The 25,653-nt window shown below is 71.2% G+C and carries 29 protein-coding genes and 2 tRNA genes; 16 read left to right on the forward strand and 15 right to left on the reverse strand.

Annotated elements, in window-relative coordinates:
* Together PKE79_RS02270 and PKE79_RS02275 are read right to left on the reverse strand one after the other, a co-directional pair.
* On the reverse strand, window positions 1–498 hold the full coding sequence (locus PKE79_RS02270) for a ribose-5-phosphate isomerase (protein WP_271172033.1): 498 nt from the start codon (window positions 496–498) through the stop codon (window positions 1–3).
* A 41-nt stretch (window positions 499–539) separates the two neighbouring features.
* Entirely contained in the window at window positions 540–1,742 is a 1,203-nt protein-coding gene (locus tag PKE79_RS02275) for a ferrochelatase (protein WP_271172034.1), read from the reverse strand.
* Between the two features lie 183 nt (window positions 1,743–1,925).
* On the opposite strand from PKE79_RS02275, the gene pepN reads away from it, so the two are divergent.
* From pepN to PKE79_RS02290, 3 genes are all read left to right on the forward strand, one after another.
* Complete coding sequence (gene pepN / locus PKE79_RS02280) at window positions 1,926–4,475, forward strand: aminopeptidase N (RefSeq protein WP_271172035.1); 2,550 nt, start codon at window positions 1,926–1,928, stop codon at window positions 4,473–4,475.
* 68 nt (window positions 4,476–4,543) lie between these two features.
* Complete coding sequence (locus PKE79_RS02285) at window positions 4,544–5,629, forward strand: mechanosensitive ion channel family protein (RefSeq protein ID WP_271172036.1); 1,086 nt, start codon at window positions 4,544–4,546, stop codon at window positions 5,627–5,629.
* A complete protein-coding gene (locus tag PKE79_RS02290) occupies window positions 5,626–6,048 on the forward strand; it encodes a globin (protein ID WP_271172037.1) in 423 nt (140 codons plus the stop codon). The genes PKE79_RS02285 and PKE79_RS02290 overlap by 4 nt, the downstream gene beginning before the upstream one ends.
* Window positions 6,049–6,066: 18 nt before the next feature.
* Here PKE79_RS02290 and PKE79_RS02295 read toward each other — a convergent pair whose 3' ends face one another.
* On the reverse strand, window positions 6,067–6,729 hold the full coding sequence (locus PKE79_RS02295; RefSeq protein ID WP_271172038.1) for a DUF8185 domain-containing protein: 663 nt from the start codon (window positions 6,727–6,729) through the stop codon (window positions 6,067–6,069).
* A gap of 121 nt (window positions 6,730–6,850) precedes the next feature.
* Between PKE79_RS02295 and PKE79_RS02300 the strand changes: the two genes are divergently transcribed.
* Window positions 6,851–7,711: an acyl-CoA thioesterase gene (locus tag PKE79_RS02300; RefSeq protein ID WP_271172189.1), complete on the forward strand. Its 861-nt coding sequence runs from the start codon at window positions 6,851–6,853 to the stop codon at window positions 7,709–7,711.
* On the opposite strand, the gene sufU is transcribed toward PKE79_RS02300, so the two are convergent.
* The 3 genes from sufU to PKE79_RS02315 form a co-directional block, all read right to left on the reverse strand.
* Entirely contained in the window at window positions 7,695–8,132 is a 438-nt protein-coding gene (sufU, locus tag PKE79_RS02305) for a Fe-S cluster assembly sulfur transfer protein SufU (protein ID WP_271172039.1), read from the reverse strand. The genes PKE79_RS02300 and sufU overlap by 17 nt on opposite strands.
* The gene (locus tag PKE79_RS02310; protein WP_271172040.1) at window positions 8,129–9,394 is read right to left on the reverse strand and encodes a SufS family cysteine desulfurase; all 1,266 of its coding nucleotides are present in this window, start codon (window positions 9,392–9,394) and stop codon (window positions 8,129–8,131) included. The genes sufU and PKE79_RS02310 overlap by 4 nt, the downstream gene beginning before the upstream one ends.
* Window positions 9,395–9,462: 68 nt before the next feature.
* A complete protein-coding gene (locus tag PKE79_RS02315; protein ID WP_271172041.1) occupies window positions 9,463–9,945 on the reverse strand; it encodes an acyl-CoA thioesterase in 483 nt (160 codons plus the stop codon).
* A 420-nt stretch (window positions 9,946–10,365) separates the two neighbouring features.
* Between PKE79_RS02315 and PKE79_RS02320 the strand changes: the two genes are divergently transcribed.
* The 3 genes from PKE79_RS02320 (at window position 10,366) to PKE79_RS02330 (ending at window position 13,594) form a co-directional block, all read left to right on the forward strand.
* Entirely contained in the window at window positions 10,366–11,673 is a 1,308-nt protein-coding gene (locus PKE79_RS02320) for a quaternary amine ABC transporter ATP-binding protein (protein ID WP_271172042.1), read from the forward strand.
* Window positions 11,673–12,620 (forward strand): ABC transporter permease, encoded by a 948-nt coding sequence (locus PKE79_RS02325; protein ID WP_271172043.1) that lies wholly within the window; start codon window positions 11,673–11,675, stop codon window positions 12,618–12,620. The genes PKE79_RS02320 and PKE79_RS02325 overlap by 1 nt, the downstream gene beginning before the upstream one ends.
* Window positions 12,621–12,685: 65 nt before the next feature.
* Complete coding sequence (locus PKE79_RS02330; protein WP_271172044.1) at window positions 12,686–13,594, forward strand: glycine betaine ABC transporter substrate-binding protein; 909 nt, start codon at window positions 12,686–12,688, stop codon at window positions 13,592–13,594.
* A 67-nt stretch (window positions 13,595–13,661) separates the two neighbouring features.
* Here PKE79_RS02330 and ettA read toward each other — a convergent pair whose 3' ends face one another.
* A complete protein-coding gene (gene ettA / locus PKE79_RS02335; protein WP_271172045.1) occupies window positions 13,662–15,341 on the reverse strand; it encodes an energy-dependent translational throttle protein EttA in 1,680 nt (559 codons plus the stop codon).
* 127 nt (window positions 15,342–15,468) lie between these two features.
* Between ettA and PKE79_RS02340 the strand changes: the two genes are divergently transcribed.
* The gene (locus tag PKE79_RS02340; protein WP_271172046.1) at window positions 15,469–16,332 is read left to right on the forward strand and encodes a hypothetical protein; all 864 of its coding nucleotides are present in this window, start codon (window positions 15,469–15,471) and stop codon (window positions 16,330–16,332) included.
* A 3-nt stretch (window positions 16,333–16,335) separates the two neighbouring features.
* On the opposite strand, the gene ssb is transcribed toward PKE79_RS02340, so the two are convergent.
* Together ssb and msrA are read right to left on the reverse strand one after the other, a co-directional pair.
* Window positions 16,336–16,818, reverse strand: coding sequence for a single-stranded DNA-binding protein (gene ssb / locus PKE79_RS02345; RefSeq protein ID WP_271172047.1), 483 nt, complete (start codon window positions 16,816–16,818; stop codon window positions 16,336–16,338).
* 145 nt (window positions 16,819–16,963) lie between these two features.
* Window positions 16,964–17,509, reverse strand: a complete 546-nt coding sequence (gene msrA / locus PKE79_RS02350; protein WP_271172048.1) for a peptide-methionine (S)-S-oxide reductase MsrA — start codon at window positions 17,507–17,509, stop codon at window positions 16,964–16,966.
* Between the two features lie 66 nt (window positions 17,510–17,575).
* Here msrA and PKE79_RS02355 point away from each other — a divergent pair, with 66 nt between their 5' ends.
* On the forward strand, window positions 17,576–17,842 hold the full coding sequence (locus PKE79_RS02355) for a hypothetical protein (RefSeq protein ID WP_271172049.1): 267 nt from the start codon (window positions 17,576–17,578) through the stop codon (window positions 17,840–17,842).
* 3 nt (window positions 17,843–17,845) lie between these two features.
* On the opposite strand, the gene yczR is transcribed toward PKE79_RS02355, so the two are convergent.
* The gene (yczR, locus tag PKE79_RS02360) at window positions 17,846–19,279 is read right to left on the reverse strand and encodes a MocR-like transcription factor YczR (RefSeq protein WP_271172190.1); all 1,434 of its coding nucleotides are present in this window, start codon (window positions 19,277–19,279) and stop codon (window positions 17,846–17,848) included.
* A 30-nt stretch (window positions 19,280–19,309) separates the two neighbouring features.
* On the opposite strand from yczR, the gene yczE reads away from it, so the two are divergent.
* The gene (gene yczE, locus PKE79_RS02365) at window positions 19,310–19,996 is read left to right on the forward strand and encodes a membrane protein YczE (RefSeq protein WP_309299955.1); all 687 of its coding nucleotides are present in this window, start codon (window positions 19,310–19,312) and stop codon (window positions 19,994–19,996) included.
* 9 nt (window positions 19,997–20,005) lie between these two features.
* Here yczE and PKE79_RS02370 read toward each other — a convergent pair whose 3' ends face one another.
* Window positions 20,006–20,209 carry a methyltransferase gene (locus PKE79_RS02370; protein WP_309299956.1) on the reverse strand — a complete coding sequence of 68 codons (204 nt, stop codon included), beginning with the start codon at window positions 20,207–20,209 and terminating at the stop codon, window positions 20,006–20,008.
* Window positions 20,210–20,354: 145 nt separating this feature from the next.
* Here PKE79_RS02370 and PKE79_RS02375 point away from each other — a divergent pair.
* The 6 genes from PKE79_RS02375 (at window position 20,355) to PKE79_RS02400 (ending at window position 22,457) form a co-directional block, all read left to right on the forward strand.
* Window positions 20,355–20,427: transfer RNA gene (locus PKE79_RS02375), tRNA-Arg, on the forward strand.
* Window positions 20,428–20,467: 40 nt separating this feature from the next.
* Complete coding sequence (orn, locus tag PKE79_RS02380) at window positions 20,468–21,094, forward strand: oligoribonuclease (protein ID WP_271172051.1); 627 nt, start codon at window positions 20,468–20,470, stop codon at window positions 21,092–21,094.
* A 39-nt stretch (window positions 21,095–21,133) separates the two neighbouring features.
* Window positions 21,134–21,209: transfer RNA gene (locus tag PKE79_RS02385), tRNA-His, on the forward strand.
* A 101-nt stretch (window positions 21,210–21,310) separates the two neighbouring features.
* Entirely contained in the window at window positions 21,311–21,658 is a 348-nt protein-coding gene (locus tag PKE79_RS02390) for a metallopeptidase family protein (protein ID WP_271172052.1), read from the forward strand.
* Complete coding sequence (gene clpS / locus PKE79_RS02395; protein ID WP_374727731.1) at window positions 21,649–21,966, forward strand: ATP-dependent Clp protease adapter ClpS; 318 nt, start codon at window positions 21,649–21,651, stop codon at window positions 21,964–21,966. The genes PKE79_RS02390 and clpS overlap by 10 nt, the downstream gene beginning before the upstream one ends.
* A 14-nt stretch (window positions 21,967–21,980) precedes the next feature.
* Window positions 21,981–22,457, forward strand: a complete 477-nt coding sequence (locus PKE79_RS02400) for a DUF2017 family protein (RefSeq protein ID WP_271172054.1) — start codon at window positions 21,981–21,983, stop codon at window positions 22,455–22,457.
* Window positions 22,458–22,597: 140 nt separating this feature from the next.
* Here the strand turns inward: PKE79_RS02400 and PKE79_RS02405 are convergent, their stop codons facing one another.
* The 4 genes from PKE79_RS02405 to PKE79_RS02420 form a co-directional block, all read right to left on the reverse strand.
* Window positions 22,598–23,167 (reverse strand): nucleoside/nucleotide kinase family protein, encoded by a 570-nt coding sequence (locus tag PKE79_RS02405; protein ID WP_271172055.1) that lies wholly within the window; start codon window positions 23,165–23,167, stop codon window positions 22,598–22,600.
* Complete coding sequence (locus tag PKE79_RS02410; RefSeq protein WP_271172056.1) at window positions 23,151–23,471, reverse strand: hypothetical protein; 321 nt, start codon at window positions 23,469–23,471, stop codon at window positions 23,151–23,153. Before PKE79_RS02410 ends, PKE79_RS02405 begins: the two co-directional genes overlap by 17 nt.
* Before the next feature lie 32 nt (window positions 23,472–23,503).
* Window positions 23,504–24,766, reverse strand: a complete 1,263-nt coding sequence (dinB, locus tag PKE79_RS02415; protein ID WP_271172057.1) for a DNA polymerase IV — start codon at window positions 24,764–24,766, stop codon at window positions 23,504–23,506.
* 92 nt (window positions 24,767–24,858) lie between these two features.
* Window positions 24,859–25,620 (reverse strand): YebC/PmpR family DNA-binding transcriptional regulator, encoded by a 762-nt coding sequence (locus PKE79_RS02420; protein ID WP_271172058.1) that lies wholly within the window; start codon window positions 25,618–25,620, stop codon window positions 24,859–24,861.
* Between the last annotated feature and the right edge of the window lie 33 nt (window positions 25,621–25,653).

Raw genomic sequence — 25,653 nt, forward strand, 5'->3', positions numbered from 1 at the left:
CTAGGACATCGTGCGCGGAGCGGGCCCGTCGACGAGGGCGCCGTCGCGCTCGTAGGCGCCGATCTGCGCGATCCGGCGGACGTGACGCTCGTCGTTCGAGAACGGCGTCTGGATGAAGCGGTCGATGAAGCGCGTGACGTCCTCGAACGTGTGCTGGCGCGCGCCGATGGCGATGACGTTCGCGTCGTTGTGCTCGCGCGCGAGCTCGGCGGTCGAGAGGTTCCACACGAGCGCCGCGCGGATGCCCTCGACCTTGTTCGCCGCGATCTGCTCGCCGTTGCCCGAGCCGCCGAAGACGACGCCGAGCGCGGGGACGCCGGCGCGCTGGTCGTCGACGACCGCCTGCGCCGCGCGGATGCAGAACGCGGGGTAGTCGTCGAGCGGGTCGTACTCGACCGGCCCGTGGTCGATGACCTCGTGGCCCTGGGAGGCGAGGTGGTGCTGCAGCTGGGTCGAGAACTCGAGACCCGCGTGATCGGTCGCGATGTGGATGCGCATGGAGACGATTCTCCCCTACCTGCGAGGGTGCCCGTGCACGGTCAGGGCGCGACGCCCGCCGCGGCGGGCAGGAAGCCCAGCCGCGCGTTCTCGCAGTCGCCGGGGCGCGCCACGTCGTACCAGGGCCCCAGGTCGGTCAGGTGCGGCCGCTCGCTCGCGGGCGTTCCGTGCAGGCGCTCCTCCACGAGGTCGACGAGGCCCGCCACGAACGCCGGATGCGTGCCGGGCGTGCGGGTGCGGACCGCGCGGATGCCGGCCTCCGCGGCCGACGCCATCGCCTCGTTGTCGAGGTCCCAGAGGACCTCCATGTGGTCGCTCACGAAGCCAAGCGGCACGATCGCGACAGCCTCGACACCCTGCGCGGGCAGCCCGGCGATCACGTCGTTGACGTCGGGCTCGAGCCACGGCTGCGACGCGGGGCCCGATCGCGACTGGAAGACGAGGTCCCATCCGGTCCCCGCTGCGGCCGGGATCTCGTCGGCGAGGCGCTGCATGATGTGCGCCGCCACGGCCCGGTGCTGCGCCGCGTACGCTCCGCCCTCGGGCCAGGAGCGGTCGCGCGGACCGGAGCGGTCGGCGTCGGCGGTCGGGATCGAGTGCGTCGAGAACAGCACGCGCACCGCCCCGGCGCCCACGCCGTCCGCGAGGAACCCGGCGACCGCGTCGCGCACACCCTCGTAGAAGGGCTCGACGAAGCCGGGGTGGTCGAAGAACAGGCGCACCTTGTCGATCGTCACGGGGTCGTCCCCCGTTCCCAGGCCCGTCTCGGCGAGGACGCGTGCGTAGTCCTCGCGGTACTGACGGTCGCTCGAGTACGAGCTGTAGGCGCTCGTGGCGATCGCGAGCAGGGTGCGGTGTCCGTCGGCGTGAGCGGCCCGAACGGCGTCATCGAGGTACGGCGCCCAGTTGCGGTTGCCCCAGTACACCGGCAGGTCGAGGCCCCGCCGGGCGATCTCGGCCTCCAGCGCGGCCTTGAGCGCGCGGTTCTGGGCGTTGATCGGGCTCACGCCGCCGAAGTGGCGGTAGTGGTGCGCGACCTCCTCGAGACGCTCGTCGGGGATCCCCCTGCCGTGCGTCACGTTGCGCAGGAAGGGGATGACGTCGTCCTGCCCCTCGGGGCCGCCGAAGCTCGAGAGCACGATCGCGTCGTAGGCGACGGGGACCTCGACAAACGGGTCTCCCCCGGCCGCGGCCGGGGAGGCGAAGGGGACCGCTGACTGCGTCGGGGTGCTGCTCGTCGTCACCCCTCCATCTTCGCACCCGCGTAGAAATCAGGGTGTTCAGGCGGCGTTCAGGGTCCCGTCACGGGCGGTCCCGCCGCGATTCCCGCGAGCGGAGCCCGTCGAGCACGTAGGCTGTTCAGGTTGCCGCAGGCGTCACCCGCGCGCCCGGAGATCTTTCGTCCCCTACCCCATGGGAGTGAAACAGTGCCTGGAGAGAACCTCACCCGCGTCGAGGCGCAGGAGCGCCGCGCGATCGTCGAGACGCAGACGTACGAGATCGCGCTCGACCTGACCAAGGGCGCAGAGGTGTTCGGATCGCGCAGCGTGGTGCGATTCGCCGCGACGCCGGGAGCGAGCACCTTCATCGACCTCATCGCGCGCGACGTGCGGGAGATCACCCTGAACGGCCGCGAGATCGACCCGTCATCCGCCTACGCCGACGCGCGCATCCGACTCGACGACCTGGAGGCCGAGAACGAGCTCGTCGTCGACGCCGACTGCCTGTACACGAACACGGGCGAGGGCCTCCACCGCTTCGTCGACCCCGTCGACGGCGAGGTGTACCTCTACTCCCAGTTCGAGGTGCCGGACTCGCGGCGCGTCTTCGCGGTGTTCGAGCAGCCCGACCTCAAGGCGACGTTCCAGTTCACGGTGACCGCGCCGGCGTCGTGGAAGGTCGTGTCGAACCAGCCCACGCCCGAGCCCATCCCGCACGACGACGGCGTCACCGCGACATGGGGCTTCGAGCCCACCCCGCGCATCTCGTCCTACATCACGGCGCTCATCGCGGGCCCGTACGAGGAGACCCGCTCGGAGCTGACGTCGGCGTCCGGCCGCGTCATCCCGCTGGGCATCTTCGCCCGGAAGAGCCTGTGGCAGCACATGGACGCCGACTACGTCTTCGAGAAGACCCGTCAGGGCTTCGCGTACTTCGAGGCGAAGTTCGGATACCCGTACCCGTTCGCGAAGTACGACCAGCTCTTCGTCCCCGAGTTCAACGCGGGCGCGATGGAGAACGCGGGAGCGGTCACCTTCACCGAGACGTACGTGTTCCGCAGCAAGGTCACCGACGCCGTGAGGGAGCGTCGCGTCGTCACGATCCTGCACGAGCTGGCCCACATGTGGTTCGGCGACCTCGTGACCATGAAGTGGTGGAACGACCTGTGGCTCAACGAGTCGTTCGCCGAGTGGGCGTCGACGATCGCCACGGCCGAGGCCACCGAGTGGACCGAGGCGTGGACGACGTTCAACGCCATGGAGAAGACCTGGGCGTACCGCCAGGATCAGCTCCCCTCGACGCATCCGATCGTCGCCGAGATCAACGACCTCGAGGATGTCCAGGTCAACTTCGACGGGATCACGTACGCCAAGGGCGGCTCCGTCCTCAAGCAGCTGGCCGCGTGGGTCGGCATCGACGCGTTCTTCCAGGGCGTCGGCGCCTACTTCCAGAAGCACGCGTACGGGAACACCACTCTCTCCGACCTCCTCGTCGAGCTCGAGAAGACGAGCGGCCGCGACCTCGCCCCGTGGTCTCGCAAGTGGCTCGAGACGGCAGGCGTCAACACGCTCTCCCCCGTCGTCGACGACGACCACGACGGCCGCATCACGCGCTTCGCGATCACGCAGACGGCCCCGGCGGACTACCCGACCATCCGCCCGCACCGCCTCGGCATCGGCTTCTACGACCTGCAGGACGGCGCCCTGACGCGCACGCACAGCGTCGAGATCGACGTGGACGGCGACCTCACCGAGGTGCCGCAGCTCAAGGGCATGCGCCGCCCCGCCCTCGTCCTCCTCAACGACGGAGACCTCGCCTACGCGAAGATCCGCCTCGACGACCGCAGCCTCGCGACGGCGATCGACCACCTCGCCGACATCGCGGACCCGCTCGCGCGCTCGCTCGTCTGGGGCGCCGCGTGGGATCAGACGCGCGACGCCGAGACCGCAGCGAGCGACTACGTCGACCTCGTCCTGCGCAACATCGGCCGCGAGACCGAGTCGACGACCATCCGCACGACCCTCGCGCAGCTCCAGCTCGCGGCGAACAGCTACGTCGCGCCCGAGACGCGCACCGAGACGCGCCGCACGGTCGCCGACGGCCTCTGGGCGCTCCTGCAGGACGCCGAGCCCGGCAGCGACCTCCAGCTGCAGCTGACGACGGCCTTCGCCTCCGCCGCCTCCGAGCCCGCGCACTGGGATCGGGTGCGCGCGCTGCGCGACGGCGAGATCGTGCTCGAGGGGCTCGAGATCGACACCGACCTCTCGTGGCAGCTGCTCGTCTCGCTCGCGGCCGGCGGCCGCGCCGACGACGCGGCGATCGACGCGGCACTGGCCGCCGACAACACGGCCAAGGGCGCCGAGTCCGCCGCCCAGGCGCGCGCCGCGCTCCCGACTGCCGAGGGGAAGGCCGCCGCGTGGGCGTCGCTCATCGACAGCGACGCGCTTCCCAACACCGTCGTCCGCTCGGCGGCGCTCGGGTTCGTCCACCCCGCGACGCGCGAGCAGCTCGAGCCGTTCGTCGAGAAGTACTTCGAGATGCTGATCCCCGTGTGGGAGTCCCGCACGTTCCAGATCGCGTCGTACCTCATCGAGCTGCTGTACCCCGCGCCGCTCGCGAACGCCGACCTGCGCAAGGCGACGCGCGCGTGGCTCGGCGAGCACGCCGATGCGCCGGCCGCGCTGCGCCGGATCGTCGCCGAGAACCTCGCCGGCGTCGAGCGCGCGATCGCCGCGCAGGAGCGCGACGCCGAGTAGCCCCGCTCACAGCGAGCCCCGGTGCGATCCAGAGGATCCACCGGGGCTCGCGCCGTACGATCGAGGTGATGATGAAGACCGAGACAGCGGACGTGACCGACCTCAGCTGGTGGCAGGAGCGCCTCGTCGAGCTGGGGCAGTTCGGCTGGCTCCTCGTGCGGGCCGCCATCGCCGTCGCGGCGTGCGTGATCGTCGCGTGGATCCTCCGCCTCGTCATCCGACGCGTCGTGAAGCGCATCGTCGAGGGCGCGAAGAGCAAGGCGAAGGTCGACGACACGCGCGCGCTCGAGCGGTCGCCGCTCGCATCCGTGCGCGTCGTGCAGCGCACGCGCACGCTCGGCTCGATCCTCACGAACGTCGTCAACATCGCGATGGTCGTCGTCGCGCTCGTCCTCGTGGCCTCGATCCTCGTGCCGGACGTGCTGGCGTCGCTCTCGCTGCTCACCGCCGCTGTCGGCGCGGGCCTCGGCTTCGGCGCGCAGAACATCGTCAAGGACGTCCTCAACGGCATCTTCATCGTCGCGGAGGACCAGATCGGCATCGGCGACGTCGTCGACCTCGGCCTCGCGACCGGTGTCGTGGAGTTCGTCAGCGTGCGCATCACGCACGTCCGCGACGTCAACGGGGTGCTCTGGTACGTCCGCAACGGCGAGATCACGCGCATCGGCAACATGACCCAGGGATGGTCGCGGGTCGTCCTCGACCTGACCCTCCCGAAGGACATCGTGATCGAGGATGTCGAGAGCCTCATCGCCGACACCTCGCTCGGACTCGCGCACGATCCGCGCTGGCGCTCGCGCGTCATCGGCGAGCCGGAGGTCTGGGGCCTCGAGTCGCTCGAGGGCGAGACGCTCGTCGTCCGCCTCGTGATCAAGGCCAAGCCGACCGCGAAGGACGACGTCGCGCGCGAGCTGCGCGAGCGCCTGCGCGCGGTCCTCCTCACCGAGGGCATCGACGTCACGGGCATCGCCCGCGCGACGCTCGAGGGCGCGGAGGGCGCCCTCCGCGTGCGCGGGGCGAATCCGCCGACGATCACGAGCGAGCTCCCCGAGAGGCCGACGTGGCGACCGCGACCGCGTGACGAGAAGAGCCAGACGGCGCCCGCGGGGCGCCAGGAGGGCGGACAGGACGAGGAAGAGGGAGCCGACACGTGAGCGAGCCGAAGAGCCTGCGCCCCCTCGGCGTGGGGACGTTCTACGAGCAGGTCGGCGGGCGCCCGACGTTCCAGAGGCTCGTCGCCGCCTTCTACCGCGGCGTCGCGGACGACGAGGTGCTGAAGCCGATGTACCCCGAGGAGGACCTGGGCCCCGCCGAGGAGCGCCTGCTGCTCTTCCTCGAGCAGTACTGGGGCGGTCCGACGACGTACAGCGAGACCCGGGGCCACCCGCGCCTGCGCATGCGGCACGTCGGGTTCCACATCGACCCCGAGGCGCGCGACCGATGGCTGGCCCACATGCGCGCAGCCGTCGACGAGCTCGGCCTGTCGCCCGTCCACGAGGCGACGCTCTGGGACTACCTCGAGCGCGCCGCGCACGCCATGGTGAACACGTTCGAGCCCCAGCCCGGACGCTGACGGGTCAGCGCTCCCGGCTCAGCGCGCGCCCGTCTCCCGAACCGGCGTGAGGCCGACCGCCGCGGGCCCGCGGGTGAGGATGTGACCGCGCTCGAGCGTCACGCGGGTCCACCGGCCCGCGGTCGACACGCGCGCCTCCTCCTCGCCGCCGATGAACCCGAACGAGAACGCGGCGAACGCGACGCCCCGCGGCAGACCGCCGAGCTCCTCGTCCGGCTCGCCCCAGACGCTGCCGCGCACCTGGCGGACGACGTCCTCCCCCGGCTGATCCGGGAGCGCGTGCGCGACCGCGGCGATGCCCCACTGCGCGCGGCTCGCGAGCGACGCGGCGGCGATGCCGCCCGTGCGGGTCCAGCCGCCGCGAGGCGGCGACACCCCTGCCCACGCGGGCGCGAGCGCGGTGTCGGGCAGCGCGAGGGCGCGGGGGTCCTCGGTCTCCGTGAGCGACGCCACGGTGAGGTCGCACTGCAGCTCGGGATCGGCTCGCAGGACCCGCATCGCGAGGACGGTCGGCGTGCGGTCGAGCAGTCCCTGAGGCGCCAGCGCGGCCGAGGACATGACGAGGACACCCTCCGACGCCTGCAGCCGCACGCCCTCGTCCCCGATGCGGGAAGCGCGACCGGCGAAGGTCAGCGCATCGCGGGCGGTCTGGTCGTCGGCGAGCACGAGGCGAGCGGTCACCCGCTCTAAACTAGCAAGGCACGCCTCGGCTGCGTGCGCTCGCGCTCACGAGGCGCGGGCGGAGCGGCGAACGGAGACCCGAGTGACCATCGACGCACGGACCGACGACCCCGTCCAGACGATGCTCGACGTGATCGAGCTCGAGCGGATGGAGGCCCGCACGCACGAGGACATCTTCCTCGGCCGCTCGCACTTCATGCCGAGCGGGCGCGTGTTCGGCGGCCAGGTGCTCTCGCAGGTCGTGTCCGCCGCCGCGCGCACGATCGCCGACGACCGCCACGTGCACTCGCTCCACGGCTACTTCCTGCGGCCGGGCGACATGCGCAAGGACATCACCTTCGGCGTCGACCGCATCCACGACGGACGATCCTTCGCCCGCCGGCGCGTGCAGGGATATCAGGACGGCGTGCCGATCTTCTCGGGCATCCTCTCCTTCCAGGACGAGGACGAGGGCGTCGAGCACCAGCTGCCGATGCCCGAGGTCCCCGCGCCCGAGGACCTGCCCGATCCGCTCCGGGAGCTCGACCGCCATCCGCACTCGCAGCGTCTTCTCGCGGCGAATCCGATCGAGGTGCGGCACGTCGAGGGAAGCCTCCTCGTGGAGCCGACGGGCGGCGCTCGACCGACGCAGGCCGTCTGGACGCGCGTGCGGCGCCCGATCGGCGACAGCCGCCTGCTCCATCAGGCCGCTCTCGCCTATCTCAGCGACTACACGATCCAGGAGCCGTCGATGCGCGGCGCGGGCGTCGCGTGGTCGACGACCGGACTGAAGGTCGCGAGCCTCGACCACGCGATGTGGTGGCATCGGCCGGCGCGCGCCGACGAGTGGCTGCTCTACGTGCAGGAGTCGCCGGGAGCACAGGGCGGCCGCGGTCTCGCGTTCGGCCGCCTCTACACGCGCGACGGTGCGCTCGTCGCGTCGGTCGCGCAGGAGATCATGCTCCGCGTGCCGACGTCCGACGCAGTCAGCCCGCCTGCCTGAGATCGGCTTCGAGGGCGACCCAGCCGAGCATGGCGCACTTGATGCGCATGACGTACTTCGCGACGCCCTGCAGGGCCGCGGCATCGCCGAGCGCCTCGGACGGCGCGATCGACCCGCGCGAGCGCAGCATGGTCCGGAACTCGTCGATGCGCGCGAGCGCCTCCTCGCGCGTGGCGTGCTCGAGCAGCCCCGTCATGATCGACGCCGAGGCCATCGAGATCGAGCAGCCGTGGCCATCCCACACGATCGAGGCGATCGCGTCGTCGTCGTCGAGGCTCACGCCGACCGTGATCTCGTCTCCGCACGACGGGTTGAGCTCGTGGTGCGTGTAGTCGAGCGCCGTCGGGTCGCCCTTGCCCTCGGGATCGCGCGCGTGGTCCAGGATCAGCTCCTGGTACAGGCTCTGCAGGTCTGCGCTCATCGGTCCGCTCCGAAGAACCCGCGGACCTCGCGCAGCGCGTCTCGCAGCGCCGCGATCTCGTCCGACGTCGTGTAGAGATAGGCGCTCGCGCGCGTCGTCGCCGCGACCCCGAGACGACGGTGCAGCGGCTGGGCGCAGTGGTGCCCCGTCCGCACCGTGATGCCGCGGTCGTCGAGGAACTGGCCGACGTCGTGCGCGTGCACGCCGTCGACGATGAAGCTCGCGAGCGCGGCGCGCTCGGCTCCGGGCTCGGGGCCGACGAGCCGCACACCGGGAACCGACGCGACGGCGTCGACGAGCTCGCCGGCGAGCTGCGCCTCATGCGCGTGCACGGCGTCCATCCCGATGCCCGCGAGGTAGTCGACGGCTGCTCCCAGGCCCACGACCTGCGTGACGGGCTGGGTGCCGGCCTCGAAGCGCTGCGGTGCGGGAAGGAACTCGGCGTCCTCCATCGTGACGGTCGTGATCGTGGAGCCGCCCGTGCGTGCGGGGGGCAGCTCGTCGAGGAGCTCGGCGCGCCCGTACAGCACCCCGATCCCGTTCGGGCCGAGCATCTTGTGCCCCGAGAACGCCGCGAAGTCGACTCCGAGCGCGCCCAGGTCGAGCGGCAGATGCGGCGCCGACTGGCACGCGTCGAGCACGCTGAGCGCGCCGACGTCACGCGCGAGCGACGCGATCTCGGCCGCCGGCGCGATCATCCCGGTGACGTTCGACACGTGCGCGAACGCGACGACCCTGGTCCGCGCGGTCAGCTGCGCGCGCAGGTCGTCGATCGTCCAGAGGCCGCGGTCGTCGACCGGCACCCAGCGCAGCGTCGCGCCCGTCCGGCGCGCGAGCCGCTGCCACGGGATGAGGTCGGCATGGTGCTCGGCCTCGGTGACGAGGATCTCGTCGCCGGCGCGCAGCGCGAAGCGCTCTCCGCCGAGGCCGGCCGACGCGTCCGCGATCCCGAGCGCGACCATGTTGAGCGCGTCGGTGGCGTTCTCGGTCCAGACGACCTCGCGCTCCCCCGCGCCGACGAACGCCGCGACGCGCTCGCGCGCGGTCTCGAAGGCGAACGTCGCCTCGCCGGTCGCGAGGCTCGATCCCCGGTGCACGGCCGCGTAGTCGTGGCGCGCGAAGTCGGCCTCGGCGGAGATCACGGCCTCCGGACGCTGCGACGTCGCGGCCGAGTCGAGGTACACGCGGTCGGGGCGCCCCGAGATCCCGGGGAAGTCCGCGCGGACGTCCTCGCGGACGGGTGCGGGCGTGACGTCTGGCATGGATGGCTCCCTGCAGGGGTGGAGGAGGGCGTCTTCCAGTCTCTCATCCGCAGGGCCGGTCGTCTCCGTCACCGACGGGTGAAGGCCACCGGCTCCTCCAGGAACGGCTCCCATGCGGCGCGCATCTCGGGGGTGAGCCGGACCGGTCGGCCGGTCGCGATGTCGACGAGCACGACGACGGCGTCGGCTCGCGCGTACACGACGCGCTCCTCCTCGCCGACCGCGCTGTGCACCTCGTAGCAGACGTCGATGCTCGACCCGCCGATGCGCCCGAGCCAGAGCTGCACGTCGAGCGGGCGGTGACGGTACGGCACGGGCCGCAGGTACTCGATGCTCTGCCGCGCGATCAGCGTCACGACCCCCGTGGGCGACCCGAGGACCTCGGGATCGAACACGGCGGTCGGCGGGATGTCGTCGTCGGAGTCCTCAGCGCGGAAGAACGCGCGGCACCGGGCCTCCTCGAGCAGGCGCAGCATCGAGGCGTTGTTGACATGGCCGAAGGCGTCGAGGTCGCCCCAGCGCAGCTGGATGGGCACGTGCACGCGGGTCATCGGGCTCCTCTCCGGCCCGGACGGACCGCGGCCGATAACGATACGGTCACGGTCGCGACCGGTCATCCTCGTCCGACGATACCCCGTCCTTCCGCATGATCACGCGGATCGCGGCGGAGCGGTCGACGTGGGAGCGCGCCCGCGGCGCCGCCGACCGGCTTGCTAGGGTGACCGAGGTCGTCCTGCCGCAGCGCGGGACGCGCCTCACACCGCCGGCGACGCGTCCGACACGACCGGGGTGTTCCGCCCAGGACCGCGGATGCCGCCATGTCGCGGCATGCGTATGGCAGACGATCCAGTCGTCAACCCGGACGACTGCGCCAGGAGCCTCGTGCCCGGCCCGTCGCCTGCCCGGACCGCAACCGATGACCGAACGCGGATCGCGCTGCCCTGAGTCTCCGCGCTCGGCACAGGGGACACGTGACCGAGAACGACACTTCCATCGCCCTGCGCGCGGAGGGCCTCTACAAGGTCTTCGGGCGCCGACCGCACGACGCCGTCGAGCGGCTGCGCGCCGGAACCCCGCGCGATGAGCTCGACGGCGCCACGGCGGCCGTGATCGACGCCTCCTTCGAGGTCCGCCGCGGCGAGATCTTCGTCGTGATGGGGCTCTCCGGCTCCGGCAAGTCGACGCTCATCCGCATGCTCAACGGCCTGCACGACATCACCGCCGGGACGATCACCGTGAACGGGGAGCCGATCGCGGGGATCCCGGCGAGTCGGCTGCGCGCGACCCGGCGCGAGCACGTCTCGATGGTGTTCCAGCACTTCGCCCTGCTCCCCCATCGCACGGTGGCCGCGAACGTCGCGTACCCGCTCGAGCTCAAGGGCGTCGACCGCCGCTCTCGCGAGGCGAAGGCGACCGAGATCCTCGCCATGGTGGGCCTCGAGGGATGGGGCGACAAGCTCCCCGCCGAGCTCTCCGGAGGGATGCAGCAGCGGGTCGGCATCGCGCGCGCTCTGGCCGCCGACACCGACATCCTGCTCATGGACGAGGCGTTCAGCGCCCTGGACCCGCTCATCCGCCGGGAGATGCAGGACCAGCTCATCGAGCTGCAGCAGCGCCTGCAGAAGACGATCGTCTTCATCACGCACGATCTCAATGAGGCCATGTACCTGGGCGACCGCATCGCGGTGATGCGCGACGGCCGCATCGTCCAGATCGGCACGCCGGAGGACATCCTCACCGACCCCGCGAACGACTACGTCGAGCAGTTCGTCCAGGACGTCGATCGTGCCCGCGTGCTGACCGCCGGCAATGTCATGGAGCGCCCTCGCCCCGTCGTCGCCGAGGGCGCCGGCCCGCGCACGGCGCTGCGCACGATGCGCGACGCCTACATGTCGGCCGCCTATGTCGTCGGCCGCGATCGTCGCCTCGCCGGGATGATCACCGACCGCGACGCGATGAAGCTCATCCGCCGCGGCGAGAGCGCGCTCGCGTCGATCCTGAAGCCGGTTCCGCAGGCCGTGAGCCAGGACGACGTCCTGATGGACCTGTTCGTGCCCGCCGTCGAGTCGCCGCTCCCGCTCGCGGTGACCGATGACACGGGTCGCCTCGTGGGCGTCATCCCCCGTGTCACCCTGCTCGCCGCCCTCGGGCCCGGCCCCGGATCCACCGAGGAGATCACCGTGCTCCAGCCGCCCATTCCCTCGACCGTGATCGACCAGGTGCTCGCGGAGGCCGATGCCGCCGCGGCGGCCGCCGCCGACTCCGAGGAGGTGCGCTGATGGACGGGTTCCGCCTCCCGATCGGCGACGCGGTCTCCGCCGCCGTCGACTGGGCCAAGGACAACCTCGAGGGCCTCCTCGACGTCGTCGCGCTCGTCGTGCGCACCCTCGTGGACGGCCTCACCGACGCGCTCGTCGGGACGCCCTTCCCCCTCACGATCGCGGTCGCCGCGCTCCTCGCGTGGCTCGTCCGCTCGTGGCAGCTCGCGGTCGGCACGGCGATCTCGTTCGCCGTGATCGTCGGCATGGACCTCTGGGAGCCCGCGATGCAGACGCTCGCGCTCGTGGTCGTCGCCGCGTTCGTCGCGGTCCTGATCGGCGTGCCGCTCGGCATCTGGTCGGCGCGCAGCGATGCCGTCCGCGCCGTCCTCAAGCCCGTGCTCGACTTCATGCAGACGATGCCGGCGATGGTGTACCTCATCCCCGCGATCGTCTTCTTCAGCATCGGCGTCGTCCCCGGCCTCGTCGCGACCGTGATCTTCGCTCTCCCTCCCGGCGTGCGCCTCACCGAGCTCGGAATCCGCGGCGTCGACGCCGAGACGGTCGAGGCCGGGCACGCGTTCGGCGCGACACCCGGGCAGATCCTGCGAGGCGTCCAGCTCCCGCTCGCGATGCCGACCATCATGGCCGGGGTCAACCAGGTGATCATGCTCGCGCTCTCGATGGCCGTGATCGCCGGGATGGCGGGAGCCGACGGCCTCGGGAAGATGGTCGTGCAGGCGATCTCCACCGTCAACACCGGTCAGGGAGTCGAGGCCGGGCTCGGCGTCGTCCTGCTCGCCGTGTTCCTCGATCGCTTCACCGCGGCCCTCGGCACGCCGAGCGAGTACCCGTCCTCGCTTCTGGGCCTCGTGTCGCGGCGACGCGCCGCGCAGCGCGCGGCGACATCGGACGAGGCCGCGATCGCGCATGCCCCCGACGCCCGCACCGCCGTGCCCACGCCATGACCATCCGCACCCATCGACCATCCGAAACGCACGACATCACACGCAACGAGAGAAGGAACACGAACATGACGAAGCGACGCATCACGGCCGTCCTGGCCCTCGGCGCCACCACGGCCCTGGCCCTCGCGGGCTGTGCGAGCGGCGACGGCGACGCCGCCGGCGCAGGCGAGGGAGACAAGGGCACGATCACGCTCGGCTTCCTGCCCGCCTGGACGGATGGCCTCAGCACGGCCTACCTGCTCCAGGATCAGCTCGAGAAGCTCGGCTACACGGTCGAGATGCAGACGCTCACCGAGGCCGGCCCGCTGTACGCCGGACTCGCGCAGGGCGACGTGGACATCTACCCCTCCGCCTGGCCCGAGCTCACGCACCGCGACTACATGGAGCAGTACGGCGACGACATCGAGGATCTCGGCGCCTACTACGACAACGCGAAGCTCACGATCGCGGTGCCGACCTACATGGACGACGTGAGCTCGATCGAGGACCTCGCGGGTCAGGCCGACCGCTTCGACGGAAAGATCTACGGCATCGAGCCCGGCGCGGGCCTGACCAAGCAGACGCAGGAGGTCATGATGCCCGAGTACGGCCTCGATGCCGACTACGAGCTCGTGACGTCGTCGACCGCGGCCATGCTGACCGAGCTCGGCAGCGCCATCGACGCGCAGGAGGACATCGCGGTCACGCTGTGGCGTCCGTTCTGGGCGAACGACGCCTACGACATCAAGGACCTCGAGGACCCGAAGGGCGCGATGGGCGACCCCGAGGCGCTGCACTTCCTCGGCACCGCCGGCTTCGCGGAGGAGTTCCCGGAGGCGGCGGAGCTCATCGCCGGCATCCAGCTCGACGACGCCGAATACGGCTCGCTCGAGGACCTCGTCGTGAACGAGTTCGGCGAGGGCAAGGAGGCGGAGGCCGTCGACGCATGGCTCGAGGAGCACCCCGACGCCTTCGACACGATCGTCGCCGACTGACGGACACCCACGACGAAGCCGCCCCGGGAGAACCCGGGGCGGCTTCGTCGTGTCGGCGCGACGCCGCTCAGTCGCGCGTGAGCTTGCGGTGCGTCGTGCGGTGCGGGCGCGCGGCGTCCGGACCGAGCCGGTCGATCTTGTTCGCCTCGTACGCCTCGAAGTTGCCCTCGAACCAGTGCCAGTTGGCCGGGTTCTCGTCGGTGCCCTCGTACGCGAGGATGTGCGTGGCGATGCGGTCGAGGAACCACCGGTCGTGGGTGATCACGACGGCGCAGCCGGGGAACTCGAGCAGCGCGTTCTCGAGCGAGCCGAGCGTCTCGACGTCGAGGTCGTTCGTCGGCTCGTCGAGGAGGAGCAGGTTGCCGCCCTCCTTGAGCGTGAGCGCGAGGTTGAGTCGGTTCCGCTCGCCGCCCGAGAGGACGCCGGCCTTCTTCTGCTGGTCGGGGCCCTTGAAGCCGAACTTCGACACGTAGGCGCGCGAGGGGATCTCGGTCTTGCCGACCGTGATGTAGTCGAGCCCGTCCGAGACGACCTCCCAGAGCGTCTTCTCCGGGTCGATGTTCGCGCGCGACTGGTCGACGTAGCTGATCTTCACCGTCTCGCCGATCTTGAGGTCACCGCCGTCGAGCGGCTCGAGGCCCACGATCGTCTTGAAGAGCGTCGTCTTGCCGACGCCGTTCGGGCCGATGACGCCGACGATGCCGTTCGGCGGGAGGCTGAAGCTGAGGCCGTCGATGAGCGTGCGCCCGTCGAAGCCCTTCTGCAGGTTCTTCGCCTCGATCACGACGTTGCCCAGACGCGGGCCGGCGGGGATCTGGATCTCCTCGAAGTCGAGCTTCCGCGTGCGCTCGGCCTCGTTCGCCATCTCCTCGTAGCGCGCGAGACGCGCCTTCGACTTCGCCTGGCGGCCCTTCGCGTTCGAGCGGACCCACTCCAGCTCCTCCTTGAGGCGCTTCTGGAGCTTGGCGTCCTTCTTGCCCTGCACCTCGAGGCGCTCTGCCTTCTTCTCGAGGTAGGTGGAGTAGTTGCCCTCGTACGGATAGAGACGCCCGCGGTCGACCTCGGCGATCCACTCCGCGACATGGTCGAGGAAGTACCGGTCGTGGGTGATCGCGATCACGGCGCCCTTGTAGGACTGCAGGTGCTGCTCGAGCCACAGCACGCTCTCGGCGTCGAGGTGGTTCGTGGGCTCGTCGAGGAGCAGGAGGTCGGGCTTCTGCAGCAGGAGCTTGGCGAGCGCGACGCGGCGCTTCTCACCGCCGGAGAGCGGCGCGATGGCGGCATCGGCAGGCGGCGTGCGGAGAGCGTCCATGGCCTGCTCGAGCTGGGAGTCGAGGTCCCAGCCGTCCGCGGCGTCGATCTCCTCCTGCAGCGCGCCCATCTCGGCGAGAAGCGCGTCGAAGTCAGCGTCGGGCTCGGCCATGAGGCCCGAGATCTCGTTGAACCGGTCGAGCTTCGCCTTGATCGCGATGCCGTCCTGGATGTTCTCGATCACGGTCTTCGACTCGTCGAGCTCGGGCTCCTGCATGAGGATGCCGACGGAGTACCCGGGGGTCAGGGTCGCGTCGCCGTTCGACGGCTGATCGAGCCCCGCCATGATCTTGAGGATCGTCGACTTGCCGGCGCCGTTGGGGCCCACCATGCCGATCTTGGCACCGGGCAGGAACGCCATCGTGACGTCGTCGAGGATGAGCTTGTCGCCCACCGACTTGCGGGCGCGCACCATTTGATAGATGTATTCAGCCATTTGGCATCCAGTCTAGGGGCCGCTCCCTCAGCGGACCGAGAGCCTCGCACGGGTTCTGAGACGATCCTCCGGTTCGCGGACACCCGACAGTGAGAGTTGCACGCCGACGACGATGCTGGAGGCCGACATGCGCACCCCCGACCGCGAGATGACGACCATGGGGATTCCCCACCGCCGAGGAGGCCGCACGGCCGGCGGATGGGCCGCGGCGGTCGCGTGCGCCGTCCTCCTCTCCGGCTGCGCGACGCCGGGAGCCCGGCCGGGCCCCGATGCGGACGGCGACCCGTCGCCGTCGGCGACCATCCCGGCCCACGACGTCGAGCCGGGCCAGACGCTCCGCTGCGGTGGCCTCTCGTTCTCGTCCGACGCGCTCGTGAAGCCCGTCCCCCTCTCCCGCGCCGATGAGCGCGTCCGCGAGGCCGTGCAATCCGCGGCCGACGATGCGGGCATGCCGGTCGCTGCGGCCGAGGCGCCCGAGACCTGGCTGGTCGCGAGCGCGGACGACCGTCAGATCGCCCTTCTCCATCCGCGTGCCGATGCCGAGGGCTCGGCACCCGCCTTCGAGCAGGTCACCCTGCTCTGGCACGAGGCGGGATCCGACCGGCCCGCCGAGTGGACCGTCGCATCGTCGGGCCCGTGCGCGCCGCGCGCAGACGCGGGCGAGCTGAACGCGGCCGCCATCGCTCTGGACCCCGAGCAGCCGCCGGCTCCCTCGGACACGACCGTGCACCTGCTCGTGACGGAGCTCGCCTGTCATGGCGGCGAGGACGCCGAGGGCCGTGTCGAGCTCGCGAGCCTCATCGAGACGGAGGAGTCGGTCGAGATCGTCATCGGAGTCCGACCGGATGAGACCGCCGAGGCCTGGACCTGTCAGAGCAACCCGGCCACCCCGTTCGCGCTCGAGCTGAACGCGCCCCTCGGCGACCGCGACATCGTCGACGTGGGGGTCGTTCCCGCGCAGACCCTCGAGCCCGTCGACACCGCGCGCTGACGCTCAGAACGGCGTCGCCGCGGGCTCTCCCTCCGGAACGGTGACGACCTCCCAGGCGGCATCGGACGAGGCCTCATCGACGGCGCTGTCGTCGCGTGTGTCCCGCTGTCCGCGGCTGTCGCTGCCCGCGAAGCTGTTGCGCGACACGCTGGCCGTCGCGAACTGGAGGTCTATGCCGATCGCGTCGGCGATGATCTCGATCCCCGTGCCCTTGCCTCTGTCGTTCTCCCAGGAGCGGACGCGCAGCCGGCCGCAGACGACCACCCGCATGCCCTTCGCGAGCGACAGGGCGCCGTTGGCGGCGAGCGACCGATACGCGCTCACCGAGTAGAAGTTCGCCGCCTCCTCGACGTACGTGTCCTTCTCCCGGTCGAAGCGCCGATGATTCGTCGCGAGCCGGAAGCTCAGGGCAGCGGTCCCGGATGGCAGCGTGCTCGACGTCGGGTCGGTCGCGATGTTCCCGACGACGGCGATCTGGTCCTTCATGGCGATCCCTCCTGCCGGGGGCTGTCCCCGGCGTGATCTCACCAGGACAGCGGCTCCCTCCTGCCGGCGGAGCAGGACCAGCGCATCTGTGGATGCGCAGAGCCCCTCCGCGCCGCTGTGCACACGGCGTCGGAGGGGCTCGGCGTCAGACGGCGTACTCCGCGAAGCGCGCGCGCACCTTGTTCACCTTCGGAACGGCGACCGCGAGGCAGTACCCCTGCGTCGGGTTCTTCGCGAAGAAGTCCTGGTGGTAGTCCTCGGCGTCGTAGAACTCGCCCAGGGGCTCGAGGCGGGTCACGATCGTGCCCTCCTCCTCCCCGATGGGAGCATCCCAGATCTCGGCAGCCCGCTCCCGCGCGGCCGCGAAGAGGGCCTTCTGCTCCTCGTCGGCATAGAACATCGCGCTGCGGTACTGCGTGCCGCGATCGGCGCCCTGATGGTTCAGCTGGCGGGGGTCGTGCATCGTGAAGAACGCGTCCAGGATGACGTCGGGCGCGATCACCTCGGGATCGAACGAGATCTTCACCGCCTCGGCGTGACCGGTCGCGCCCGTGCACACCTGCTCGTAGGTCGGGTGCGGACGCTGCCCTCCCGTGTAGCCCGACACCACGGACTCGACGCCCCTCAGGGCGCGATATGCGGCGTCGAGGCACCAGAAGCAGCCTCCCGCGACGACGAACGTCTCTGTCATGTGCACTCCTCAGAACGGATGTCGGTGCCCCCTCCTATCGTCGCAGAGGACACGGAAGGAGCACTGATGTCGAACGCCGCCGCTCTCATCGCCATTCCCCTCGCGACGCCGCGCCTGGCGCGTGCACGGGCGCGCCTCACGCGAGCGGGAGCATCCCTCTGGCGTGTCGTCGGCCTCGACGAGCGGGTCGCAGGCCACCTGCGCGCCGTCGAGTCGGAGCTCGGAATGCGGTACCGCGCGGAGCGCTTCCACCCCGCGTCGGGCGCCCTGCTTCCGATCGGCGAGTTCTGGACGCCCGATGAGGCCGTGGAGACGCTCCTGCTGTCTCGGTGAGCGTCACACGAGCGCGTCCGACATCCGCTCGGCGAGCGCCGCGGTCGGCTCGTCGACGACCTCCGCCCACGCCTCCTCGAGGATGCCGGCACCCCGCTCGAGCACCTCGGGCGCGGCCGTGAAGGGGATGCGCAGATGACGCTCGTGACCGCCGCCCACCGAGAAGCGCGGGCCCGCCGAGAGAAGCAGTCCGCGACGGCGCGCGGCGAGCACGAGCGCGGAGCTGCGCGCGAGCCCGAGCTCGACCCACAGGGCGACACCGCCCTGTGCGGCGTGCACGCGCCACTCCGGGAGCCGCTCGGAGAGCGCGGAGACGAGCGCGTCGCGCCCCGCGCGAAGCGACTCCGCGCGCTGAGCGACGATCTCGGGCATGAGCGGGATGAGCCGTTCGACGACGGACTGCTCGAAGTCGGGGGTGCCCAGGTCGCCGACGGGGCGCGCCGCGAGAAGCCGACGGATCGTGTCCTCGTCCGCTCGGATCCAGCCGACGCGCAGTCCTCCCCACACCGTCTTGCCGGTCGACCCGACAGTGATGATCTCCGCGCCCGACGGAGCGGCAGCGGCGAACGGCACGGCAGCCCCGCCCCGATCGATGTCGAGCTCCGCCGTCGTCTCGTCGATGACGAGCACCGTTCCCGAGTCCCGTGCCACGCCGGCGATGTGGGCGATCTCGTCGCGCGACATCGACTCGCCCGTGGGGTTGTGGAAGTCGGGCATCAGATACGCCATGACGGGGGCGGCGCGGCGGAACGCGTCTTCGGCCCGGTCGAGGTCCCAGCCGGAGCCCGGCGTCACGGGAATGCCCACCAGCCGCGCGCCCGCGGCGGCATAGCATTCGGCGGCGTGCGGGTAGGTGGGCGTCTCGATGATCACGCGGTCGCCGCGCGACACGAGCAGCCGGGCAGTGAGGGCGATCGCGCTCTGCGCGCCGTTGACCACCATGATCTGCTCGGCGGAGGTGGGGAGCCCGCGCGCGGTGTACCGATCCGCGAGCGCGGCACGGAGACTCCGCAGGCCGTGCATCTCGTAGCCCGAGCGTGCGACGAGGCGCGGGGCGTCGGCGGCGGCCTCGGCGTACACGGCGGGCAGCCCCGGCCACGCGGCAGGGCTCGCCTGCTGCAGATCGAGCGCACCATCGACGTCGCTCGCACGGCCCAGATCCCGCCGCCCGAGCGCCAGGGTCACACTGCCGGAGCCGCGGATGCTCTCGATGTGCCTGCTCTCTCGCAGACTGCGGTACGCCGCCGCGACCGTGGTCCGGCTGACCCCGAGACGTGCCGCGAGCTCGCGCTCGGCCGGCAGGGCCGTCCGCGGCGCGATCCGGTTGTCGAGGCAGAGAAGGCGGATGGCGTCGGCGAGCGCCTCGTACGCGGGCTCGCGCGTCCGCCACGGGCCGAGGCGGTCGCTCAGCGCCCTCGCGCTGAGCCGTGAGTCCATCATGCGGACCACCGTAGCAGGATTGGCATCTTGCAAGCAGTCCACTTCTCGGGTGGCATGGAGGGCATGCCGCCCGCACGCCACACTCTCACCGTTCGCCTCGCCCGGCTTCTCGTGGGCCTGCCTCTCTACGGGGTCGGATGCGCCCTCACCGTCGCCGCCGGCCTGGGCGTGGACCCCTGGACCGTGCTCGCGGAGGGGATCTCGCTGCGCACGGGCCTCGGCGTCGGGTGGGTGACGAACGCGCTCGGCGCGCTGATCCTCCTCGCGTGGATCCCGCTGCGCCAGCGTCCCGGCATCGGAACCGTGCTCAACGTGCTCCTCGTGGGCACGTGCATGCAGATCACCCTCGATCTGCTCCCGTCCATCGACCATGCGCTCCTGCGCGTGCTCGCCCTTCTCGCGGGCATCGCCCTCGTGGCGATCGCCTCCGGCATCTACCTCGGCGCCGCTCTCGGCGCCGGCCCGCGCGACGGCCTCATGACGGGACTCAGCCGGCGGACCGGATGGCCGGTCTGGCGGTCCCGCGCCAGCGTCGAGCTGACGGTGCTCGCGCTCGGATGGGTGCTGGGCGGCACGGTCGGCGTGGGCACGATCGTCTTCGCGCTCGGCATCGGCCCTGCCGTGCATCTCGCGATGCGCCTCCTCGCTCCGGGCGCGCGCGAGAGCGGCTCCCGCGCGGTCGAGAGCGTCCCGGCCGCGCGGGCGGCGCGGTGACCCGGCGCGTCAGTGGCGCCGGAACTCCGGGCGCTCGGCGCCCGGCTTGAGGTGAGCGTGCAGCGCGCGCTTGGCGATCTCCAGCTCCGGGTACGTGCCGACGGGCTCGTCGACTCCGACCATCCGGACCTCGAAGCTGCCGTCGACCTCCCTGATCGAACCGACCGCTCCCACGGCGCCGTGCGCCACCCACAGGCGACTCGTCTGCGTCATCGTCATCCTCGACTCCCTCCGCTGGTCCCCCTGTCGACGACGGTACGTCGCCCGCCGCCGAGAAGCCAGACCTTGACAGGGCCACCCGCGGCTGGTGGGGTCCGAGATGATCCGCCGAGGCGAACCCGGTAACCTGAGGGCACCGCCCCCAGTAGCTCAGTGGATAGAGCAACGAACTTCTAATTCGCAGGTCGCACGTTCGAGTCGTGCCTGGGGGGCCGATACGGCGACGTCCCACCCCCTCGATAGGCTGGGGGGATGGTAGGCGCCTCCGAGAACGACCGGCTCGTCTGGATCGACTGCGAGATGACGGGTCTCGACCTCACGGTCGACGAGCTCGTGGAGATCGCGATCGTCGTGACCGACTTCGAGCTCCGCATCCTCGACCCGGGATTCCAGGTCGTCATCAAGCCCTCGCAGGCCGCCCTCGACCACATGGGCGACTTCGTGACGGAGATGCACCGCAGCTCCGGCCTGCTCGACGAGATCCCCCACGGCGTCTCCCTCGAGGAGGCGGAGCGGCAGTCCCTCGAGTACATCCGCCGGTTCGTGCCGCTCGAGCGGAAGGCGCCCCTCGCGGGCAACACGATCGGGACGGATCGGATGTTCCTGGCCCGGTACATGCCGAGCGTCGACAGCCACCTGCACTACCGCAACGTCGATGTGTCCAGCGTCAAGGAGCTCTCGCGACGCTGGTACCCCCGCGCCTACTTCCAGGCGCCCGGAAAGGACGGCGGGCACCGCGCGCTGGCCGACATCCTCGAGTCGATCCGCGAGCTCGAGTACTACCGTCGTGCGGTCTTCGTCGCCGAGCCCGGACCCACCTCCGACGAGGCGCGCGACATCGCGACCCGCGTCGTGTCGTCATTCGCTCCGAACGTATGACAGAATAGAGAAGTTGCCCCGGCAGGCCGGGGAGACATGGTGGCTATAGCTCAGTTGGTAGAGCACCTGGTTGTGGTCCAGGGGGTCGCCGGTTCAAGCCCGGTTAGCCACCCCAGCCCGCACGAGGCCCGGGGTTCCCGCAAGGGGAGCTGCCGGGCCTCGTGTCTTTTCCGCGGCCGCCGCCCGCGATGCGCACCCGACTAGACTCGGAAGCCGATGATGGACATGGATGCCGACGCCTTCGAGGCGCTCGTCGTGGATGAGCTCGATCAGCTCCCCGATGAGATGGTCGACGGCCTCGACAACGTGATCTTCGTCGTCGAGGACCGCTCCGAGGACGGTGAGGACCTCCTCGGGCTGTACGACGGCCTCGCCCTCACCGAGCGCGGCCGGTACGGCATGGGCGAGCTTCCCGACCGCATCATCGTCTACCGGGAATCCCATCTCGCGCGATGCGAGACCGAGAGCGAGCTGCGCGACGAGGTCCACACGACCCTCGTGCACGAGATCGCGCACTTCTACGGCATCGACGATGAGCGTCTCCATGAGCTGGGGTGGGCATGACCCCCGCGCACACGGTCTTCGCGTCGACGGCGGTCGAGGAGGAGCTGGATCGCGTCGAGGCACCCGCGCACGCGACCCCGTGGCAGACCGTCGTGTGGGACGACCCCGTCAACCTCATGAGCTACGTGGTCCGCGTCTTCCGTGAGTACTTCGGCTACGACGAGGAGCACGCCACGCGTCTCATGCTCGCCGTCCACAACGAGGGGCACGCCGTCGTCGCCGAGGGCGCGCGCGAGCAGATGGAGCTGCACGCCCAGGCCATGCACGACTACGGACTGTGGGCGACCGTCCGCAGAGCGCCGATGTGAGGACACCGCACCCCATGACCGAACGACTCGTGATCCTCACCCTGACGCGCATCGAGGCCGCGCATCTCCGCGACCTCGTGAGGCAGTTCGCGACCCTCGTCGAGAGCACGCCGACGGCGGCGGACCCGGCGCTCGAGCGCCTCACCCCCGACGCGTACCCGGACGATCCCGACGCGGCGGACGACTTCCGCAGCGTCACGCGCGGAGACCTCCTCGGCCGCCGCTCACAGGACGCGGCGACCGTTCTGCGCGACCTCTCCGCGATCGAGGAGGCGCCGCTCGAAGACGCGCTCTCCCCTGTCGACGTGTCCATCGCCGGCGACGCGCTCGAGGCATGGCTGCGGACGCTCGCCGCCGTGCGCCTCGTGCTCGCGAGCCGACTCGGCATCGAGAGCGCGGAGGATCACGACGACGAGGACCCGCGCTTCGCCCTCTACGACTGGCTCGGCTACCGTCTCGACGGACTGCTCCAGGCCGCCGACGGCGCCTGATCGGGCCCCCTCACCCGCACCCACCGCTCCTCCACCGTCGCATCCCACGACAGCGGATCCACAAACCGCGGCTTCCTGCTCGTCACACCCCCATCATCAACCCCACCACCGACATCCGAGCGGGATGCGCGTGCCCCTGATCAGCGGGTCAGGAGGGCGAGATCCGCGCGCGCCTCGGGCGCCTCGCTCACGATGTGCGCGTCCTCCTGCGCAGCCCACATGTCCCAGTAGGGCGCGAAGCCGTCGCCGTCGCGCGCGAGAGCGCGCTCGCGACGCAGCGCGGCCTCGGCATCGAGCCAGACGCTCGCATCCGCGACCTCTGCGGAGGCGGGTGTGAGCGCGCCGCACCCCTCCACGACGAGGGGCCGATCCGGATCGACACGGACCTCGGCGCCCGCGAACGTGCCGAGGGTCCAGTCGAAGCGCCGGTACCGTCCGACGGAGCCGGCGGCGTGCGGAGCCAGTACGAGGGCGCACGCGAGCGCCGCGCCCTCCCGCAGTCCGCCCCACCCGGGGTAGAGCTCGTCGAGCGAGACGAGCTGCGCTCCCGGCCACGCCTCCACGACGAGCCGCGCGAGCGTCGTCTTCCCGGCGCCGCTGCGGCCGTCGACGACGACCCTCCGCGCCGCCCTCGCGTCGATGAGCGCGCGCACGCGGTGCGCCGCCTCCGTGATCGCGACCTCGGCGCGCTCGCTACTTCTTGAGGGCACGGATGAGCTTGGCGAGCACGCGGCCGGTGACCCACACGAGCGGGATCGCGACCGCGAGCGTCGCGATGAGGTTCGGCTCGAAGCGCAGCTCGCCGTCGCGTCGCACGTACGCGCCCACGGGCGCCGAGAAGCCGCCGCCTCCGCCTCCGCCGTTGCCGGCCTCGTCGGAGCCGCCGCCGAAGCCGGTCCACGTCGCCGCGACGGGGACGAAGCGCTCGCCGTCGAGCTCCTGGGGCTCGCCGTAGGCGGCGGTGACGCCGAGGTTCGCGGAGATCTTGCCGATTTCGAGGGCGATGTTGGGCATGTCCCCCACGCTACCGGGGCGAGCCGCGCCTGTCAGTCGGAATCCTCCGGCGGGCGCGGCGTGCGCGGCACCTCCGGATGCCGCTCCGCGCGCCCGAGGAAGGCCGCGCGGGTCACGGCGCCGTCGCCGAAACGGCTCACGGCGTCGTCGAGCGTGCCCTCCACGCGCTTCCAGTCGGCGTCCTCATCCCACAGGGCGAGGGCCGACGAGCCCGCCTCGCGGAGGCGCTCGGCGCGGACGCCGATGAGACGCACGGCCTGGCGCAGCTCGACCGACCCGAGCAGCTCGCGCGCGACCTCGCCGATCCGCTGGCCGAGCGCGGTCGGCTCGGCCAGCGCCTGGGAGCGCGTGATCGTCGCGAAGTCGGCGAAGCGCACCTTGATCGCGACGCCGCCGGCCTCCACGCCGCCGCGGCGCAGCCGCACGGCGACCCGATCGGCGAGGCGCAGCAGCTCGGCTCGGAGCAGCTCGACGTCGGAGACGTCGGTGTGGAACGTCTCCTCGTGCGAGATGCTCTTCTCGACGCGCGTCGTCTCGACCTCTCGTGCGTCCTCGCCGCGCGCGAGCGCGTGCAGCCTGTGGGCGGACGCCTGCCCCAGGGCGCGCGCGAGGACGGGCAGCGGCGTGTCGCGCAGATCGGCGATCGTCCGGATGCCGCGCCCTTCCAGCACCTCGGCCGCCTTCGGCCCCACGCCCCACATCGCGCGCACGGGCCGCGCCCCGAGGAACTCGAGGGTCCGGTGCCCGGGGACGACGAGCATCCCGTCGGGCTTCGAGATCGTCGATGCCATCTTCGCGACGTGCTTGGTCGCGGCGACGCCGACGCTGCACGTGATGCCCGCCTCGTCCTTCACGCGCGCGCGGATGAGCTGCGCGATGCGCCCCGGGCTCCCCCAGAGCCGGCGGGCGCCGCGCACGTCGAGGAACGCCTCGTCGATCGAGAGCTGCTCCACGAGCGGCGTGAAGCTGCGGAAGATCTCCATCACCTGGACCGAGACGGCCCGGTAGCGGTCGAAATGGGGTGGCACGATGAGCGCGTGCGGGCACAGGCGGATGGCCTGGCTCACGGGCATCGCGGACCTCACCCCGTAGCGGCGCGCCTCGTACGACGCGCTCGAGACGACCGAGCGGCCATCCGGAGCGCCGATGATGATCGGCTTGCCCGCCAGGGTCGGGTCGTCGAGCACCTCGACCGCCGCGTAGAACGCGTCCATGTCGACGTGCAGGATCCCGGTGCCGCTGTCGTCTGCCCCGTCGGCCGACACGAGCCTGCCCGTGCCGTCTGCCCGCCCCATGCGTCCATCCTCCCCGTCACCGCCGACATCCGCCCCGGACGGAGCGAGGGCGGAGGCTCGCGCCTCCGCCCTCGCTCACCGGGATCCGGTCGTCACTCGTCGTCTTCCTCGAGCTCGGCCTGCACCTCGGGCGTCAGGTCCATGTTCGTGAAGACGTTCTGCACGTCGTCGCTGTCCTCGAGCGCGTCGATGAGGCGGAACACCTTGCGCGCGGTCTCGGCGTCGACCTCGACCTTGAGGTTCGGCACGAACTCGGCATCGGCCGACTCGTACTCGATGCCTGCCTCCTGCAGCGCGGTGCGGACGGCGACCATGTCGCTCGCCTCGGTGATGATCTCGAATCCGGCGGGGTGCGGCTCGATCTCCTGCGCGCCGGCCTCGAGCGCGGCCAGCATGACGTCGTCCTCGCTGACGCCCTCCGAGGAGGCGACGATGACGCCCTTGCGCTCGAAGTTGTACGCGACGCTGCCGGGGTCGGCCATGTTGCCGCCGTTGCGCGTCATCGCCGTGCGCACCTCGGCGGCCGCGCGGTTCTTGTTGTCGGTGAGGCACTCGATGAGCATCGCGATGCCGCCGGGCGCGTAGCCCTCGTACATGATCGACGTGTACTCGACCGCCTCGCCGCCGATGCCGGCGCCGCGCTTGATCGCGCGGTCGATGTTGTCCTTCGGGACCGACGTCTTCTTCGCCTTGAGGACGGCGTCGAAGAGGGTCGGGTTGCCCTGCAGGTCGGGGCCGCCGAGCTTGGCCGCGACCTCGATGTTCTTGATCAGCTTGGCCCACGACTTGGCACGCTTGGCGTCGATGACCGCCTTCTTGTGCTTGGTCGTGGCCCACTTGGAATGCCCGGACATAGATCTCCCGCTCGTCTGACTGCGCGACTGCGC

Origin of the sequence: Microbacterium barkeri (assembly GCF_027921765.1) — a bacterium.
GTDB classification, from domain to species: domain Bacteria; phylum Actinomycetota; class Actinomycetes; order Actinomycetales; family Microbacteriaceae; genus Microbacterium; species Microbacterium barkeri.

Excerpts from the sequence above, each read along its gene's own strand:
- PKE79_RS02270 (WP_271172033.1), bottom strand. The coding sequence starts at position 498 with ATGCGCATCCACATCGCGACCGATCACGCGGGTCTCGAGTTCTCGACC.
- PKE79_RS02285 (WP_271172036.1), top strand. The coding sequence starts at position 4,544 with ATGATGAAGACCGAGACAGCGGACGTGACCGACCTCAGCTGGTGGCAG.
- PKE79_RS02300 (WP_271172189.1), top strand. The coding sequence starts at position 6,851 with ATGCTCGACGTGATCGAGCTCGAGCGGATGGAGGCCCGCACGCACGAG.
- sufU (WP_271172039.1), bottom strand. The coding sequence starts at position 8,132 with ATGAGCGCAGACCTGCAGAGCCTGTACCAGGAGCTGATCCTGGACCAC.
- PKE79_RS02310 (WP_271172040.1), bottom strand. The coding sequence starts at position 9,394 with ATGCCAGACGTCACGCCCGCACCCGTCCGCGAGGACGTCCGCGCGGAC.
- PKE79_RS02315 (WP_271172041.1), bottom strand. The coding sequence starts at position 9,945 with ATGACCCGCGTGCACGTGCCCATCCAGCTGCGCTGGGGCGACCTCGAC.
- PKE79_RS02325 (WP_271172043.1), top strand. The coding sequence starts at position 11,673 with ATGGACGGGTTCCGCCTCCCGATCGGCGACGCGGTCTCCGCCGCCGTC.
- PKE79_RS02330 (WP_271172044.1), top strand. The coding sequence starts at position 12,686 with ATGACGAAGCGACGCATCACGGCCGTCCTGGCCCTCGGCGCCACCACG.
- ettA (WP_271172045.1), bottom strand. The coding sequence starts at position 15,341 with ATGGCTGAATACATCTATCAAATGGTGCGCGCCCGCAAGTCGGTGGGC.
- PKE79_RS02340 (WP_271172046.1), top strand. The coding sequence starts at position 15,469 with ATGCGCACCCCCGACCGCGAGATGACGACCATGGGGATTCCCCACCGC.
- ssb (WP_271172047.1), bottom strand. The coding sequence starts at position 16,818 with ATGAAGGACCAGATCGCCGTCGTCGGGAACATCGCGACCGACCCGACG.
- msrA (WP_271172048.1), bottom strand. The coding sequence starts at position 17,509 with ATGACAGAGACGTTCGTCGTCGCGGGAGGCTGCTTCTGGTGCCTCGAC.
- PKE79_RS02355 (WP_271172049.1), top strand. The coding sequence starts at position 17,576 with ATGTCGAACGCCGCCGCTCTCATCGCCATTCCCCTCGCGACGCCGCGC.
- yczR (WP_271172190.1), bottom strand. The coding sequence starts at position 19,279 with ATGGACTCACGGCTCAGCGCGAGGGCGCTGAGCGACCGCCTCGGCCCG.
- PKE79_RS02370 (WP_309299956.1), bottom strand. The coding sequence starts at position 20,209 with ATGACGCAGACGAGTCGCCTGTGGGTGGCGCACGGCGCCGTGGGAGCG.
- orn (WP_271172051.1), top strand. The coding sequence starts at position 20,468 with ATGGTAGGCGCCTCCGAGAACGACCGGCTCGTCTGGATCGACTGCGAG.
- PKE79_RS02390 (WP_271172052.1), top strand. The coding sequence starts at position 21,311 with ATGATGGACATGGATGCCGACGCCTTCGAGGCGCTCGTCGTGGATGAG.
- PKE79_RS02400 (WP_271172054.1), top strand. The coding sequence starts at position 21,981 with ATGACCGAACGACTCGTGATCCTCACCCTGACGCGCATCGAGGCCGCG.
- PKE79_RS02410 (WP_271172056.1), bottom strand. The coding sequence starts at position 23,471 with ATGCCCAACATCGCCCTCGAAATCGGCAAGATCTCCGCGAACCTCGGC.
- dinB (WP_271172057.1), bottom strand. The coding sequence starts at position 24,766 with ATGGGGCGGGCAGACGGCACGGGCAGGCTCGTGTCGGCCGACGGGGCA.
- PKE79_RS02420 (WP_271172058.1), bottom strand. The coding sequence starts at position 25,620 with ATGTCCGGGCATTCCAAGTGGGCCACGACCAAGCACAAGAAGGCGGTC.